The organism is Rodentibacter genomosp. 1, assembly GCF_001999285.1.
GTDB lineage: Bacteria > Pseudomonadota > Gammaproteobacteria > Enterobacterales > Pasteurellaceae > Rodentibacter.
Genome location: NZ_MLHN01000004.1, coordinates 141,002 through 155,240 on the forward strand (window position 1 = coordinate 141,002; position 14,239 = coordinate 155,240).

The 14,239-nt window shown below is 42.1% G+C and carries 12 protein-coding genes and 4 tRNA genes; 7 read left to right on the forward strand and 9 right to left on the reverse strand.

Annotation, left to right across the window (positions count from 1 at the left end; all coding sequences use genetic code 11):
* Positions 1 to 249 precede the first annotated feature (249 nt).
* The 4 genes from cysE to BKK54_RS03120 are packed head-to-tail and all read right to left on the reverse strand — an operon-like array spanning position 250 to position 3,085.
* Positions 250 to 1,047 (reverse strand): serine O-acetyltransferase, encoded by a 798-nt coding sequence (gene cysE, locus BKK54_RS03105; RefSeq protein ID WP_077541415.1) that lies wholly within the window; start codon positions 1,045 to 1,047, stop codon positions 250 to 252.
* Positions 1,048 to 1,056: 9 nt separating this feature from the next.
* Positions 1,057 to 2,061 carry an NAD(P)H-dependent glycerol-3-phosphate dehydrogenase gene (gene gpsA / locus BKK54_RS03110; protein WP_077541417.1) on the reverse strand — a complete coding sequence of 335 codons (1,005 nt, stop codon included), beginning with the start codon at positions 2,059 to 2,061 and terminating at the stop codon, positions 1,057 to 1,059.
* A 53-nt stretch (positions 2,062 to 2,114) separates the two neighbouring features.
* The gene (secB, locus tag BKK54_RS03115) at positions 2,115 to 2,627 is read right to left on the reverse strand and encodes a protein-export chaperone SecB (protein WP_077541419.1); all 513 of its coding nucleotides are present in this window, start codon (positions 2,625 to 2,627) and stop codon (positions 2,115 to 2,117) included.
* Positions 2,628 to 2,638: 11 nt separating this feature from the next.
* Positions 2,639 to 3,085, reverse strand: coding sequence for a rhodanese-like domain-containing protein (locus tag BKK54_RS03120; protein ID WP_077541421.1), 447 nt, complete (start codon positions 3,083 to 3,085; stop codon positions 2,639 to 2,641).
* Positions 3,086 to 3,314: 229 nt separating this feature from the next.
* Between BKK54_RS03120 and ansB the strand changes: the two genes are divergently transcribed.
* The 3 genes from ansB (at position 3,315) to BKK54_RS03135 (ending at position 6,589) form a co-directional block, all read left to right on the forward strand.
* Positions 3,315 to 4,364: an L-asparaginase 2 gene (ansB, locus tag BKK54_RS03125; RefSeq protein WP_077541423.1), complete on the forward strand. Its 1,050-nt coding sequence runs from the start codon at positions 3,315 to 3,317 to the stop codon at positions 4,362 to 4,364.
* A gap of 153 nt (positions 4,365 to 4,517) precedes the next feature.
* Positions 4,518 to 5,840: an anaerobic C4-dicarboxylate transporter gene (locus tag BKK54_RS03130; RefSeq protein ID WP_077541425.1), complete on the forward strand. Its 1,323-nt coding sequence runs from the start codon at positions 4,518 to 4,520 to the stop codon at positions 5,838 to 5,840.
* Positions 5,841 to 5,953: 113 nt separating this feature from the next.
* Positions 5,954 to 6,589, forward strand: coding sequence for a hypothetical protein (locus BKK54_RS03135; protein WP_077541427.1), 636 nt, complete (start codon positions 5,954 to 5,956; stop codon positions 6,587 to 6,589).
* A 191-nt stretch (positions 6,590 to 6,780) separates the two neighbouring features.
* Here the strand turns inward: BKK54_RS03135 and ilvA are convergent, their stop codons facing one another.
* The 5 genes from ilvA to coaA form a co-directional block, all read right to left on the reverse strand.
* Positions 6,781 to 8,322, reverse strand: a complete 1,542-nt coding sequence (ilvA, locus tag BKK54_RS03140; protein WP_077541429.1) for a threonine ammonia-lyase, biosynthetic — start codon at positions 8,320 to 8,322, stop codon at positions 6,781 to 6,783.
* Between the two features lie 210 nt (positions 8,323 to 8,532).
* Positions 8,533 to 10,371: a dihydroxy-acid dehydratase gene (gene ilvD / locus BKK54_RS03145; protein ID WP_077541431.1), complete on the reverse strand. Its 1,839-nt coding sequence runs from the start codon at positions 10,369 to 10,371 to the stop codon at positions 8,533 to 8,535.
* 85 nt (positions 10,372 to 10,456) lie between these two features.
* On the reverse strand, positions 10,457 to 10,675 hold the full coding sequence (ilvM, locus tag BKK54_RS03150; RefSeq protein WP_077541433.1) for an acetolactate synthase 2 small subunit: 219 nt from the start codon (positions 10,673 to 10,675) through the stop codon (positions 10,457 to 10,459).
* A 1-nt stretch (position 10,676) separates the two neighbouring features.
* Complete coding sequence (gene ilvG / locus BKK54_RS03155) at positions 10,677 to 12,332, reverse strand: acetolactate synthase 2 catalytic subunit (RefSeq protein WP_077541435.1); 1,656 nt, start codon at positions 12,330 to 12,332, stop codon at positions 10,677 to 10,679.
* A gap of 244 nt (positions 12,333 to 12,576) precedes the next feature.
* Positions 12,577 to 13,512 carry a type I pantothenate kinase gene (gene coaA / locus BKK54_RS03160; protein ID WP_077541436.1) on the reverse strand — a complete coding sequence of 312 codons (936 nt, stop codon included), beginning with the start codon at positions 13,510 to 13,512 and terminating at the stop codon, positions 12,577 to 12,579.
* 215 nt (positions 13,513 to 13,727) lie between these two features.
* Here coaA and BKK54_RS03165 point away from each other — a divergent pair.
* The 4 genes from BKK54_RS03165 (at position 13,728) to BKK54_RS03180 (ending at position 14,114) form a co-directional block, all read left to right on the forward strand.
* Positions 13,728 to 13,803, forward strand: a tRNA-Thr gene (locus BKK54_RS03165).
* Positions 13,804 to 13,833: 30 nt separating this feature from the next.
* Positions 13,834 to 13,918: transfer RNA gene (locus BKK54_RS03170), tRNA-Tyr, on the forward strand.
* Positions 13,919 to 13,960: 42 nt separating this feature from the next.
* Positions 13,961 to 14,035, forward strand: a tRNA-Gly gene (locus tag BKK54_RS03175).
* Positions 14,036 to 14,038: 3 nt separating this feature from the next.
* Positions 14,039 to 14,114 (forward strand) — tRNA-Thr (locus BKK54_RS03180).
* The last annotated feature ends 125 nt before the right edge of the window (positions 14,115 to 14,239 follow it).

Here is a 14,239-nt window from a genome sequence, read left to right on the forward strand (position 1 = left end):
CTGATTTCCTTTGTTACAAAAAATTAGCAATAATTGCCTTATTGCTTTACTTACTCTACAACAATCTAAAACCAGCGGAGTACCCACAAAATAAGAAACGAAGAGTTTTTATATAAAAACAAAAAGAATGGAAATCTAAGATCAGGAGCTAACTATAAATCTATAGCTAATTAAATCAATCAAATTTTAATAAGATTGTGATTTTCATCACAATAAATTTACATCCATGTAACTTCTAATCCCTTTCATTTAAATATTCAAATTCATCCCATCATCAATAAAATATTGGTTCATTTCAAATGCCGGTTTAGCGGCTTTGTCTTTGCCGATAATTCGTGCAGGTACACCGGCGGCGGTGGCGTATTCGGGAACGGGTTGAAGTACGACGGAATTTGCACCGATTTTGGCGTATTTGCCTACTTCAATATTACCGAGTATTTTTGCTCCGGCACCAATCATCACGCCTTCTCTCACTTTCGGGTGGCGATCACCGGATTCTTTACCCGTTCCGCCTAAGGTAACGCCTTGTAGAATGGATACATCATTTTCAATAACGGATGTTTCTCCTACCACGATACCTGTAGCGTGGTCGAACATAATGCCATGACCGATTTTGGCAGCGGGGTGGATATCCACATCAAAAGCCACAGAAATTTGATTTTGTAAATAGAGGGCGAGCGCTTTTCGATCTTGTTGCCATAAATAATGGGTAATTCGATAGCTTTGAATGGCGTGAAATCCTTTCAAGTAAAGCAATGGGGTGGACCATAATTCCACGGCAGGATCTCGTTGGCGCACTGCTTTAATATCACAAGCGGCATAATCAATAATCGCTGGTTCGGCTAAATAGGCTTCTTCAATGATTTCACGCAAAGAGATTGCCGGCATAATCGGGTTAGCTAATTTATTGGCGAGCAAATAACTTAACGCATTGCCCAAATTTTGATGTTTTAATATCGTGGAATGAAAAAAGCTCGCAAGCATAGGCTCGTGCTCTGCCAATGTTTTCGCCTCTTGACGAATATGTTGCCATACTTCTAATGTCATTTTTCCTCCTTATTCGCCTTTTCGTTCACGCCCAAGTAAACTACGAACCACATCTTGTGCATTTTTACCACAAAAGAGAATTTGGTAAATTTGTTCTGTAATGGGCATTTCCACACCTTGACGTTGAGCGAGCAAATACGCCTCTTTTGTGTTGTAAAAACCTTCCACGACCTGTCCGATATTGTCCATTGCCGTTTGTGCATTCAATCCTTCGCCTAGCATAAGCCCAAAACGGCGATTGCGTGATTGATTATCGGTGCAGGTTAAAACGAGATCACCTAAACCGGACATCCCCATAAAAGTATTGGGATTTGCCCCTAACGAAACGCCCAATCGGCTGATTTCTGCAATACCTCGGGTAATTAATGCGGTTCGTGCGTTAGCGCCAAACCCCATACCATCGGAGATGCCTGCACCAATGGCAATCACATTTTTAATCGCCCCGCCAAGCTGCACGCCGATCATATCGGAGTTCACATACACTCGAAAATGCTTGCTGCAATGAATGCGGGCTTGAAATTCAAGGGCAAATTGTTTGTTATTGGAAGCAAGGGTGATCGCTGTGGGGAGGCCTTGTGCCAGTTCTTTGGCAAAGGTGGGGCCGGAAAGCACGGCAAGGGGATAATTTGTTCCCAGTTGTTCTTCCACTACGGTTTGTAAAAGCCGCCCGGTGTTTCGTTCCAGCCCTTTGGTTGCCCAAATAAGACGATGATGAGGCTGTAAGTGCGGTCGGATGTTAGCGAGAATTTCGTTAAAGGCATGACTTGGTACAACGATTAAAATATCTTGTGACCGATGGAGTGATTGTGCCAAATCATCTTCTAAATGTAATTCTTCAGGAAATACAATATCGGGCAAGAAACGCCGATTTTGACGTTCAAGTCGCATTTGCTCAATATGCGTAGGACTATGCCCCCAAAGATAAGTTGGCGATCCGTTACGTGAGAACGATATTGCCAATGCGGTGCCATAGGAGCCGGCGCCAAGTACGGTAATAGGTGATTGAGGTTGCATATTTTCCCCAAAAAATAAAGGGCAAGCCTAAACTTACCCTTTTTTATCAAGAATTAATGTTGCGTTTCTTTCGTTTCTTCAGCTTGGGCATTTCCTGCTTCTTGCTGACGGTTCATATATTCAATGAACAAGGCATCAAAGTTCACCGGAGAAAGATTTAATGCCGGGAATGTGCCACGGTTCACTAGGCTTGAAACGAGTTCACGGGCATAAGGGAACAACATATTCGGACATTGTGAGGTTAGGCAATGCGCCATTTGCATATCATCTAAACCGCTAATAGTAAACACACCGGCTTGTTTTACTTCACAAAGAAAAGCAAGGTCGCCGGAGTCTTCCATGGTGGTTTCAACGGTGATATTTAAGGTAACTTCATATAAATCATCACCTAATTGCACGGTTTCTGTACTTAAATCAAAACCTAATTTGGGTTTCCATTCTTGATGAAAAATATGAGGAAGATTAGGCGCTTCAAAAGAAACATCTTTGACGTAAATACGTTGAATTTGTAATACCGCTTGTGATTCTTCTGCAGCTACTTCAGGTTGTTGGTTTTGTTCTGACATAATGTTGTTCCTTATTTGTGTTTTTTAACAATAGGTAAATTCGCACCCATCCAAGCGGAAATCCCTTCTTTTAAAATATAAACGCGAGCAAAACCTTGTTTTGTCAGTAGTGCCGCAGATGCCGGTGCCGATATGCCGTTGACATCCACCAAAACTAGTGGTTTTTCTTTGTGTTGTTCAATTTTACCGAGGTTGGCATTTTTGATATCGCTTGGGAGTAAATTGATGCTATTAATGATATGACCGCGTTGGAATTCATCTAAGGTACGAAGATCGACTACCACCGCATCTTCATTATTGATTAAACGAATCACCTCAGGATGAGGGATCACTTTGAATTTTTCTGTTGCTGATTTGAAAAAGGTGTAAATTACCGCAGCGAAAATGGCAAACCAAGAAACGGTTAATAAGGTGTGTTTTTGTGCAAATTGAATTGCATCAGGCAGAAATTCTTGCATTGTTGTCTCAATATTAATGTTAGTTAAATTTAGGCTGAAATAGGGCTTAAGTATAACCGTACTTTAGTTTTCTTTCAAAAAAATTCTAAAAAGAGTAGTGCGTTGTCTAAAGGTTATTCAGTTATAAATTGTTTTTGTGATCGTGATCATCATTTTCTCTTTTTTCGATTCCCTCTTAATTAATTTAATTGGAAGATAGCGGGAAATTTACAACCCTATGGAGTTTTCTATGAAATTAAACAAACTGGCATTTTCTCTATTACTCGGTTTTAGTGTTTCTGCCGTAAATGCTGCCACGTTGCCGAATATTACGATTTTTGCGACAGGCGGCACGATTGCCGGTAGTGGGCAAAGTGCGGTTAATTCTGCCTATAAAGCCGGACAGCTTAATATTGATACATTAATTGATGCGGTACCGGAAATGAAAAATATCGCCAATATCAAAGGTGAACAAATTGTGAAAATCGGTTCGCAAGATATGAATGATGAGGTCTGGTTAAAACTTGCTAAAGCGATTAATGCACAATGCAAAGATACCGATGGTTTTGTGATTACACATGGTACCGATACCATGGAAGAAACCGCCTATTTCTTAGATCTCACAGTAAAATGTGAAAAACCTGTTGTCCTTGTGGGGGCAATGCGTCCTGCCACAGAAAAGAGTGCAGACGGTCCATTAAATTTATATAACGCCGTTGTTGTTGCGACAGATAAAAAATCTGCCGGTCGTGGTGTGTTGGTGGCAATGAATAACGAAGTGCTTGGGGCCCGTGATGTGACGAAAACCAGTACAACCGCCGTGCAAACATTCCATTCACCGAATTTTGGTGCATTAGGCTATATTCATAACAGTAAAGTCGATTATGAACGTTCACCGGAAAGCAAACATACGGTAAACACACCATTTAGTGTGGAAAAATTAGATCGTTTACCTAAAGTAGGGATTGTTTATGCCTATTCTAATGCACCAATTGAGCCGTTAAATGCATTGCTGGATGCGGGCTACCAAGGTATTGTGACGGCTGGGGTTGGGAATGGTAATTTAAATGCTGCTTATTTGGAACGCCTAGAAAAAGCCGCAAAAGATGGGGTGTCTGTTGTGCGTTCTTCTCGAGTGCCGACAGGTTATACCACGCGTGATGCAGAGGTGGATGATTCTCAATATGGTTTTGTGGCTTCCGGTACCTTAAATCCACAAAAAGCAAGGGTATTATTACAACTTGCGTTAACGCAAACCAATGATCCAAAAGTGATTCAACAATATTTTGAAGATTTTTAATAGGGGAAAAAAGAGCGGTCAAAATAACCGCTCTTTTTACATAAAGGGGCTGAGTTTTATTGATCTAAATTATAGAACCCATACCTATTTACTGCTATATTAGCGGGCGTTTTTATAACAGAGAAATCATTTTTTATTAACTTAGGGGGCAGTATGTCTGCAATGTTCTTATTACAATTTGCTATCGTGCTATTGTGTATCCTTGTGGGTGCACGTGTGGGTGGCATAGGTTTAGGTGTATTTGGTGGTTTAGGTCTTGCTATTCTTTCCTTTGGTTTTGGCTTGAAACCCGCAGGTTTACCAATTGATGTGATGTTTATGATCATGGCGGTGGTGGCTGCCGCAGCGGCAATGCAAGCGGCCGGTGGTTTGGATTATATGATCAAAATCGCAACAAAAATTTTACGTCGTAATCCAAAACACATTACTTTCATCGCACCGGCTGTAACTTGGTTATTCACCTTCTTAGCCGGTACCGGTCACGTGGCTTATTCAGTATTACCGGTTATCGCAGAAGTAAGTCGTCAAAACGGTATTCGCCCTGAGCGTCCGCTTTCAATGGCCGTCATCGCCTCACAATTTGCTATTGTTGCAAGCCCAATTGCCGCAGCCGTTGTTGCCGTGGTGGCTTATCTTGAACCACAGGGGATTCATCTTGGCGATGTGTTAATGGTAACAGTTCCGGCAACCCTTTTAGGTATCTTCCTTGCTTGTATTTTTGTAAACAAAATGGGGAAAGAACTTAAAGATGATCCTGAATATCAACGTCGTTTAAAAGATCCAAAATATGCTGATGCTTTTAATGCAACGACAGATGCTAAAGAATTAGAAATTAGCAAAACGGCAAAAATTTCTGTTTCTCTCTTCTTATTCGGCGCATTACTTGTGGTGTTAATGGGGGCGATACCTTCTTTACGTCCAGTGTTTGACGGAAAACCAATGGGAATGGCGCACACCATTGAAATTATTATGTTATCAATCGGTGCGTTAATCGTCTTAACCTGTAAACCGGATAGCACGGAAATCACCAAAGGTTCGGTTTTCCATGCCGGTATGCGTGCAGTTATTGCGATTTTTGGTATTGCTTGGTTGGGCGATACCTTAATGCAGGCACATATGACAGAAGTGAAAGATATGGTGAAAGGTTTAGTGGAAACCGCACCTTGGACATTTGCCTTAGCATTATTTGTGCTTTCTGTCTTAGTTAATAGCCAAGGTGCTACGGTGGCAACCTTATTCCCACTTGGTATTGCCCTTGGTATTCCTGCTCCGGTATTAATCGGGGTATTTGTGGCAGTAAACGGTTATTTCTTCGTGCCAAACTACGGTCCGATCATTGCCTCTATTGACTTTGATACCACCGGTACAACCAAAATCGGTAAATATATTTTTAACCATAGCTTTATGTTACCGGGCTTATTAAGTATGGTATTTAGCTTAGTGATTGGTTTATTACTGGCTAATGTTCTTCTCTAACCAGCTATATTAGCGAACAAAAACGGTGCGTGTTGCACCGTTTTTTATCTTCGCGAACTTATCTATAAAACCTCACTCTAAGTAAACATATTTGTTTTTTATAAGGAACATTGATGAAACTTGCTAAAATTCTTTTTATTGCACTTGCAGCTTATATTCCCCATGCTTGGTCTGCTGCGGATTACAATATCAAATACAGCTCTAACTATTTAATGCCGGCTTATGTACATTTTAAAGCGGATGGCACGCAATATTCAGTGAATGCCAAAATTAATATCCCACTGTACAATATCGTATTCAACTCACGTGGCACACAAACCTCCAATCAATTTAACATGGTAAATTATCAAGATAGCCGTAATGGAAAAGTTTACTCGATTTCTAAAATTTCCCCGACAACGATCGAATATGGCAAAATGAAAGACGGCTTAAAAACTGATCCGTTAAAATTACCGACTTTCGACTTATTCACTATGGCTTTCCAATTAAGTTACTACGATAAACTACCAAACAGTTTCCAAATTACTAATGGGAAAAAACTCTATCCGATGGAAAATGTGGAGGTGAAGAAAAGTGAAAAACAAGTTGAATACAATAAACAGAAAGTGAGCGAAATCACTTACACCTTTAAAACCGGCAATAAAGATATTATGGTGAAAAAATTTGTGGGTGAACGGTTCCCCCGTTACATCAAATACTCACGGGACGGCGATGATTATGAATTGGAATTTAGTGAGTTCGTGAAGTAAAAATGAGTATTATGTAGCAAATTCACAAAATAGAAATTTCAATGACATGTAGGGACACACTGCGTGTGTCCGTTATAAAATCAAATTATTTCAATAGGTTAAAATCCGGACACACGTAGTGTGTCCCTACAAGCTAACAAAAAAATAACCGCACTTTGGGGGATAAAGTGCGGTATTTTTTTACCTTGTTTTTAGCGCAAGAAATAACGATAAGATTTACTTTCGGTTACGTCTTCATAAACATAATTGAGTTTTTCCAACGTATCCTCAAACTCGGCTTGTGCCGTTTCACCCAATTGAAAACCGGCGAGAATATTGCCGTAGTCTGCACCATGAGCACGATAATGGAAAAGGGAGATATTCCAACGATTTTGTAGGGTTTCTAAGAATTTTAGTAACGCCCCTTTTTGTTCCGGAAATTCAAAGGAATATAGACGTTCGCTCGGGTTAGCGGCTCGTCCTCCCATTAAATAACGCACGTGGGTTTTCGCAATATCGTCATCAGACATATCTTCCACATCAAAACCATTTTGTGTGAGATCAGTGATGATGTCCGATTTCTCCGCTTCATTCAAGGTACGCACGCCAACAAAAATACAAGCCCGTTTATCATCGGCATAGCGATAACTAAATTCTGTCACCGCCCGATTTCCCAACACTTGAACGAATTTTAAGAAACTTCCCGGTTGTTCCGGCATCGTGACGGCAAGTAAGGCTTCACGATTTTCACCAATTTCGCAACGCTCGGACACATAACGTAGCGTGTGGAAATTTAGGTTCGCACCGGATAAAATTGCCGCCATATTTTTATTTTCGATACGATGTTTTTTCACATATTTTTTCAACCCTGCTAAGCCCAATGCACCGGAGGGTTCGGAGACAGCACGCACATTTTCAAATAAATCTTTCATTGCGGCGCATACTTCATCACTATCGACAAGAACCATATCATCAAGATATTGACGACATAATCGGAAAGTTTCATCACCAATACGTTTCACTGCCACACCGTCTGCAAATAATCCCACATGGGCGAGATCGGTGGGTTCGCCTTTTTCGAGGGCGGCATTCAAGCAGGCTGAATCTTTGGATTCCACACCGATTACTTTAATATCCGGCATAAATTGTTTGAGTAGAATCGCCACACCAGCCGCCAAACCGCCGCCGCCCACTTGTACGAAGACATAATCCAAATCCGCCACCTGCTGTAACATTTCCATCGCAAGTGTACCCTGTCCGGCGATCACGAGCGGATGATCAAAAGGCGGAATAAAAGTCATATTTTTTTCTTTGGAAAGGGCAATTGCCTTGGCTTTCGCCTCATCAAAATTCGCGCCATGCAATAACACTTCGCCACCGAAACCACGCACCGCATCTACTTTAATGCTTGGCGTATTTTGTGGCATTACGATCAATGCTTTTAAGCCAAGTTCTTTGGCGGATAAGGCGACACCTTGTGCGTGGTTACCTGCTGAAGCCGCGATCACACCTGCGGCTTTTTGTTCTGGTGAAAGACTTGAGATCATCGCATAAGCACCACGCAATTTAAAGCTGTTTACCGGTTGGCGATCTTCCCGTTTAATCCAAATATTATTGTGAAGACGTTCGGACAATTTGCCCATTTTTTGTAACGGTGTGACCGTTGCCGCTTCATAGACGCGTGAGCCAAGTTTGACGATCGCATTGATATAATCGCTTTGGCTCGGTTGTGGGTTAGTAAGTAGGTTTTTCATAATACTGTTTGTTGGATAGATTTTTGCCTATCATTAATATAAATGTCAGATGATTATTGATGGGTTAATCCCCATCTAACGAAAGTGCGGTCAATATTGCTAATGTTTTTAAAAGTCATGGGAAAATAACCGCACTTTGTAGGGTGTGTGAACCTAAGTTCACGCATAAAGGAGGGAGGTGGATGTCATCAATCCACCCACCCTACGATTTTATTTTAACAGGGTTTTATCCCGCACTGCGCCTTTATCCGCAGAGGTAGCGAAATGCCCGAACACTTTCAGAGCGAAAGAGACCTCACGCTGGCGATTAACAGGAACCCAACCTTTTTCGTCTTGTTCCGCACGGCGGGCAGCAAGTTCTTCATCACTAATTTGAAGATTAATAGCACGATTTGGAATATCAATATTGATAATATCGCCATCACGCACCAAACCAATTGCACCGCCTGATGCGGCTTCCGGTGAGGCATGCCCGATCGAAAGTCCTGATGTGCCGCCGGAAAAACGCCCGTCAGTTAATAGGGCGCATTTTTTACCCAAGCCCATGGATTTTAAATAGCTGGTCGGATACAACATTTCTTGCATACCCGGCCCGCCTTTTGGCCCTTCATAGCGAATCACCACCACGTTGCCTTCTTTCACTTTTCCACCCAAAATCCCTGCAACGGCATCTTCTTGGCTTTCAAATACAATGGCTGAACCACTAAATGTCCAAATGGATTCATCCACCCCTGCGGTTTTCACAATACAACCGTCTTCGGCAAGATTACCGAATAACACAGCTAATCCCCCTTCTTGGGAAATCGCATTTTCTTTATTGCGGATACAGCCGTTTACACGATCATTATCTACGCTATCCCAGCGGCAATCTTGCGAAAAAGCCTCTGTTGTACGAATACCGGCAGGTCCTGCACGGAAGAATTTGTGCAATGCTTCATCTTGGTTACGAATAATATCGTATTGATCAAGCTGTTCGCCCATGCTCATTCCCAAGACTGTCTGGGTATTTTTATGGATCAATCCTGCCCGATCGAGTTCACCCAATAAGCCCATAATGCCCCCTGCACGGTGTACGTCTTCCATATGGTATTTATTGGTATTCGGTGCAATTTTGCTTAGGCAAGGCACCACACGGGAGAGGCGATCAATATCCGCCATTTTAAAATCCACACCGGCTTCTTGTGCAGCGGCTAATAAGTGTAAAACCGTATTACTTGATCCGCCCATGGCGATATCTAAACTCATGGCATTTTCAAAGGCTTCAAATGTCCCGATTGAACGTGGTAACACACTTTCATCATCTTGTTCGTAATAGCGTTTGCATAATTCCACAATTTGGCGACCGGCTTTTAAAAATAGTTCCTTACGATCGGCATGGGTAGCCAGCATTGAACCATTACCCGGCAAACTTAAGCCAAGGGCTTCCGTTAAGCAATTCATCGAATTGGCGGTAAACATACCGGAGCAAGAACCGCAAGTCGGACAGGCGCTGCGTTCAATAACATCAATCCGCTCATCAGACACTTTCGGATCCGCCGCCTCAATCATCGCATCCACTAAATCTAACCGAATAAGTTGATCGGAAAGTTTGGTTTTACCCGCTTCCATCGGACCACCGGAAACAAAAATGGTCGGAATGTTTAAGCGCATTGCCGCCATTAACATTCCCGGTGTAATTTTGTCACAGTTGGAAATACACACCATGGCGTCAGCACAGTGAGCATTCACCATATACTCCACAGAATCCGCAATCAAATCACGGGAAGGCAAAGAATACAACATCCCGCCATGCCCCATGGCGATGCCGTCATCCACCGCAATCGTATTAAATTCTTTTGCGACACCGCCCGCTTTTTCAATTTCTTTTGCAACAAGTTGCCCCAAATCTTTTAAATGCACGTGCCCTGGTACAAACTGGGTGAATGAATTCACCACCGCAATAATAGGTTTTCCGAAATCGTTTTCTTTCATTCCCGTCGCACGCCACAAGGCTCGTGCACCCGCCATATTACGACCTTGTGTACTGGTCGCTGAACGTAGTTTTGGCATTGATAATCTCTCCAAGTAAATTTTTTAAAGTTCGTTTAAATTCTTCGTATGAGCTAGGATTGGGACAATCCACGCACGTATTCATTTATTTAATCTCCATCACATCCGGCAACTTCACCAATTGATTCACCAATAAATTCAAAGTGCGGTCGGATTTTACAGTGATTTTTAACCGCACTTTATCCTCAATTAATTCCATTTGCATTGTGGTAACGGTAAAACCACGATGGCGTATCACACGTAAAATGCGTTCCAATACTTCAGGGCGATGGCGGGCGTTCAATTCAATTTGATAGTTGTTCATCTTACATTTCCTCCACCATATCCGCATTACAGGCACCCGGCGGCACTAAAGGCCACACGCAATCATCAGGCGGAATGCACACTTGTAATAAATAAGCGGTGTCGCTTTCAAGCAATCTTGTGAGTGCAGCATCCACTTCATCCGCCCGTTCAATACGTTCGGCAGGAATATTGAATGCTTTGGCAAGCATCACAAAATCAGGGTTGTCTTCTAAAATCGTTTCACTACGGCGTCTTTTCCAAAATAAATCTTGCCATTGGCGCACCATGCCTAAACGTTGGTTATCCAACAGTAAAATTTTCACCGCTAAATTGCCACGTTTGATACTGCCTAACTCTTGAATATTCATCATTAAAGAACCATCACCGGTGACTAAAATCACCTCATCTTGCGGACGGGCTTTTTTCGCCCCTACCGCTGCCGGCAAACCAAACCCCATCGTGCCGAAACCGGCGGAAGTGAGGTAATTTTCCGGTGCAAAATGTTGCATATGTTGCGCCGACCACATTTGGTGCTGCCCGACGTCGGTACAAACAACCGCATTTTGCGGTTTACGCTTGGATAGGGTGTTAAGTAACGCCCAAGGATCAATCGGGCGATCACCCGCATTATCCATATAAGTAAAATCTAATTTTGCTTTGAGTTCTCGAACATACTCACGCCAAGGTTCAATATCAAGCGGTTGTTTTAGTGCATTCAAAGCCTGAATTAAATCACCTTGTAAAGCCACATCCGCATGGCGCAGTTTATCAATTTCAGCTGCATCAATATCGCAATGAATTACTTTGGCATGCGGAGCGAAAGTATCAAGTTTTCCCGTCACCCGATCATCAAAACGGGCGCCGCAAACGAGCAACAAATCGCAATCTTGCACGGCAAAATTGGCTGCCTTTGTACCGTGCATACCGATCATTCCCATGTAAATGTCATTTTCAGGATGAATCGTGCCCAATCCTTTCAAAGTGGAAACTGACGGCATATTGGTTTGTGCTAAAAAATCACGCAATGCCGGCACGGCTTTTGCCATACCTACGCCGCCCCCCACATAAAGTACCGGTTTTTTTGCAGCGGCTAAGAGCGCTTTCGCTTGCGCAAGATTCTCATTGGAAAGTGCGGTCGGTTTTGCGGGAGTTTTGACATAAGCCTTGATATGCTCGGGCACTTCACCCACTTGAATATCGCGTGGCACATCAATTAATACCGGGCCGGGCCGACCACTCTGTGCAATTTCAAAAGCTTGTGCGAAAACATCCACTAATTCGTCCGCACTTTGCACAATAAAACTGTGTTTCGTACAAGCAAGCGAAAGCCCGAGTACATCTGCTTCTTGGAAAGCATCAGTGCCGATTAAGGGCGAGGCCACTTGACCGGTAATAGCCACCACAGGAATGGAATCCATCATGGCATCGCCAAGTCCGGTTACTAAGTTCGTTGCCCCGGGGCCGGAAGTGGCAATACATACGCCCACTTTCCCCGTAGAACGTGCATAACCAATGGCAGCCATTGCTGCGCCTTGTTCATTACGACAAAGAAGATGATCGAGTCCTGCATCATAAAGAGCATCATAGGTGGGCATAATTGCGCCACCGGGATAACCGAAAAGGGTGGTGACATGGTGTGCTTTCAAACACGCCATAATGAGTTGTGCGCCTGTCATCGTGTTTGCATCCTATGTTTATTGTTGTTTTTTTGATAAGGTTTTCATTGTAGCGAAATTTTGTCGCATTGGTAGGGTCAAAAAGTGAAAAAAACAAAAAAAGCGCAGCAAATTACTTTTGGCTAACCGGTTTTATCGGGGAGGGTAGTAAATGTATCCTTGGATAATCTTTTTGATTGAGTCAAATTTTTCATACACTTTTCCAAAGTACGCAACAAAATAGAGTGATTTTCAACCGCACTTATTATTTTCTTAATTTGATTAATTCAACGGCATGATCTGCACTTTTCGTTAAAATGAGATTGGCTCGTTCTCGGGTTGGAAGGATATTTTCTCGTAAGTTTAAGCCATTAATATTTTCCCAAATTTGAGTTGCAGTGGTAATTGCCTCTTGCTCTGAAAGGGCAGCATAGTGTTTAAAGTAAGAATTGGGATCTTTAAATGCACTTTGGCGAAATTTTAAGAAACGTTTGATATACCATTCTTTTAATAGATGTTCTTCTGCATCGACATAGATCGAAAAATCTACAAAATCAGAGACGAAGGTCTGAGTGCTTTTATTTCCTCCAGTTTGTAGTACATTTAATCCTTCTAAAATTAATACATCAGGTTGATTTACGATATTGAACTGATTGGGAATAATGTCGTAAGTTAAGTGGGAATAAATCGGTGCTTTGACATTTTTATTACCGGATTTCACTTCGGCGAGAAAGCGAATTAATTTTGCTGTGTCATAAGAGATAGGAAAACCTTTTTTTTGCAAAAGGTTATCTTGTTTAAGTTTTTCAAGAGGATAGAGGAAACCGTCGGTGGTGATAAGATCGACTTTTCTTTCGTTTGGCCAGTGGGAAAGGAGAGATTGTAAAATCCGTGCTGAGGTGCTTTTCCCTACCGCAACGCTGCCGGCAATGCCAATAATATAAGGAACTTTAGGATTCTGTCCGCCAAGAAAGCGGTTTAACACGGTTTGTCGACGAAGGTTTTCCTCAATGTAATAATTGATTAAACGGGTAAGTGGTAAATAAATAGTGCTGACTTCTTCAAGGGAAAGTTCTTCATTAAAACCAAGCAAAGGTTTGAGATCTTGTTCGGTTAATTTTAGGGGAACTGATTTTCGTAAGTTTGCCCATTGTGTTCGATCAAAGTACAGAAATGGGGTCAGTTGGTTAGAAATTTCCACGATTTATAATATATGAAGGTACTGAAGAATACCCAAAAATATACCTTATAATGTGTTGTTGTGCATTGTTTTTCTTAAAATTGATGAAAATTACGGCAAAAACAATCGATTTTGCTTGCAAATTAGACGAACAAATAAAAAAACAAATTTTTTTAGAAAAAAGACTTGTCAGGCAGGCTTTTTTCCATATAATACGCCTCACTTGCTTACGACACGCCGACTTAGCTCAGTAGGTAGAGCAACTGACTTGTAATCAGTAGGTCATCAGTTCGATTCCGATAGTCGGCACCATTCTTTCGTAAACAAGCATTCATTTAGCGTGGAGGGGTTCCCGAGCGGCCAAAGGGGGCAGACTGTAAATCTGTTGGCTCAGCCTTCGAAGGTTCGAATCCTTCTCCCTCCACCATCTTTTAGATGAATTCTGATGGGACAGATGAATTTAGGACTTGCGGGCATCGTATAATGGCTATTACCTTAGCCTTCCAAGCTAATGATGCGGGTTCGATTCCCGCTGCCCGCTCCAAACGCTGATATAGCTCAGTTGGTAGAGCGCACCCTTGGTAAGGGTGAGGTCGGCGGTTCAAATCCGCCTATCAGCACCAGCCAGCCTTAAAATTCTCTTCCTTCAATTAAAATAGTAAACAATTTTATTGGTTAATGTGGTTTATTTACCCATCGATAACCGTGTCTATTTAGAGGGACTCTTTAAATGTCTAAAGAAAAATTT

Bases quoted from the DNA above. Each gene is read 5' to 3' on its own strand.
- cysE (WP_077541415.1), bottom strand. From the start codon at position 1,047: ATGACATTAGAAGTATGGCAACATATTCGTCAAGAGGCGAAAACATTG.
- gpsA (WP_077541417.1), bottom strand. From the start codon at position 2,061: ATGCAACCTCAATCACCTATTACCGTACTTGGCGCCGGCTCCTATGGC.
- secB (WP_077541419.1), bottom strand. From the start codon at position 2,627: ATGTCAGAACAAAACCAACAACCTGAAGTAGCTGCAGAAGAATCACAA.
- BKK54_RS03120 (WP_077541421.1), bottom strand. From the start codon at position 3,085: ATGCAAGAATTTCTGCCTGATGCAATTCAATTTGCACAAAAACACACC.
- ansB (WP_077541423.1), top strand. From the start codon at position 3,315: ATGAAATTAAACAAACTGGCATTTTCTCTATTACTCGGTTTTAGTGTT.
- BKK54_RS03130 (WP_077541425.1), top strand. From the start codon at position 4,518: ATGTCTGCAATGTTCTTATTACAATTTGCTATCGTGCTATTGTGTATC.
- BKK54_RS03135 (WP_077541427.1), top strand. From the start codon at position 5,954: ATGAAACTTGCTAAAATTCTTTTTATTGCACTTGCAGCTTATATTCCC.
- ilvA (WP_077541429.1), bottom strand. From the start codon at position 8,322: ATGAAAAACCTACTTACTAACCCACAACCGAGCCAAAGCGATTATATC.
- ilvD (WP_077541431.1), bottom strand. From the start codon at position 10,371: ATGCCAAAACTACGTTCAGCGACCAGTACACAAGGTCGTAATATGGCG.
- ilvM (WP_077541433.1), bottom strand. From the start codon at position 10,675: ATGAACAACTATCAAATTGAATTGAACGCCCGCCATCGCCCTGAAGTA.
- ilvG (WP_077541435.1), bottom strand. From the start codon at position 12,332: ATGACAGGCGCACAACTCATTATGGCGTGTTTGAAAGCACACCATGTC.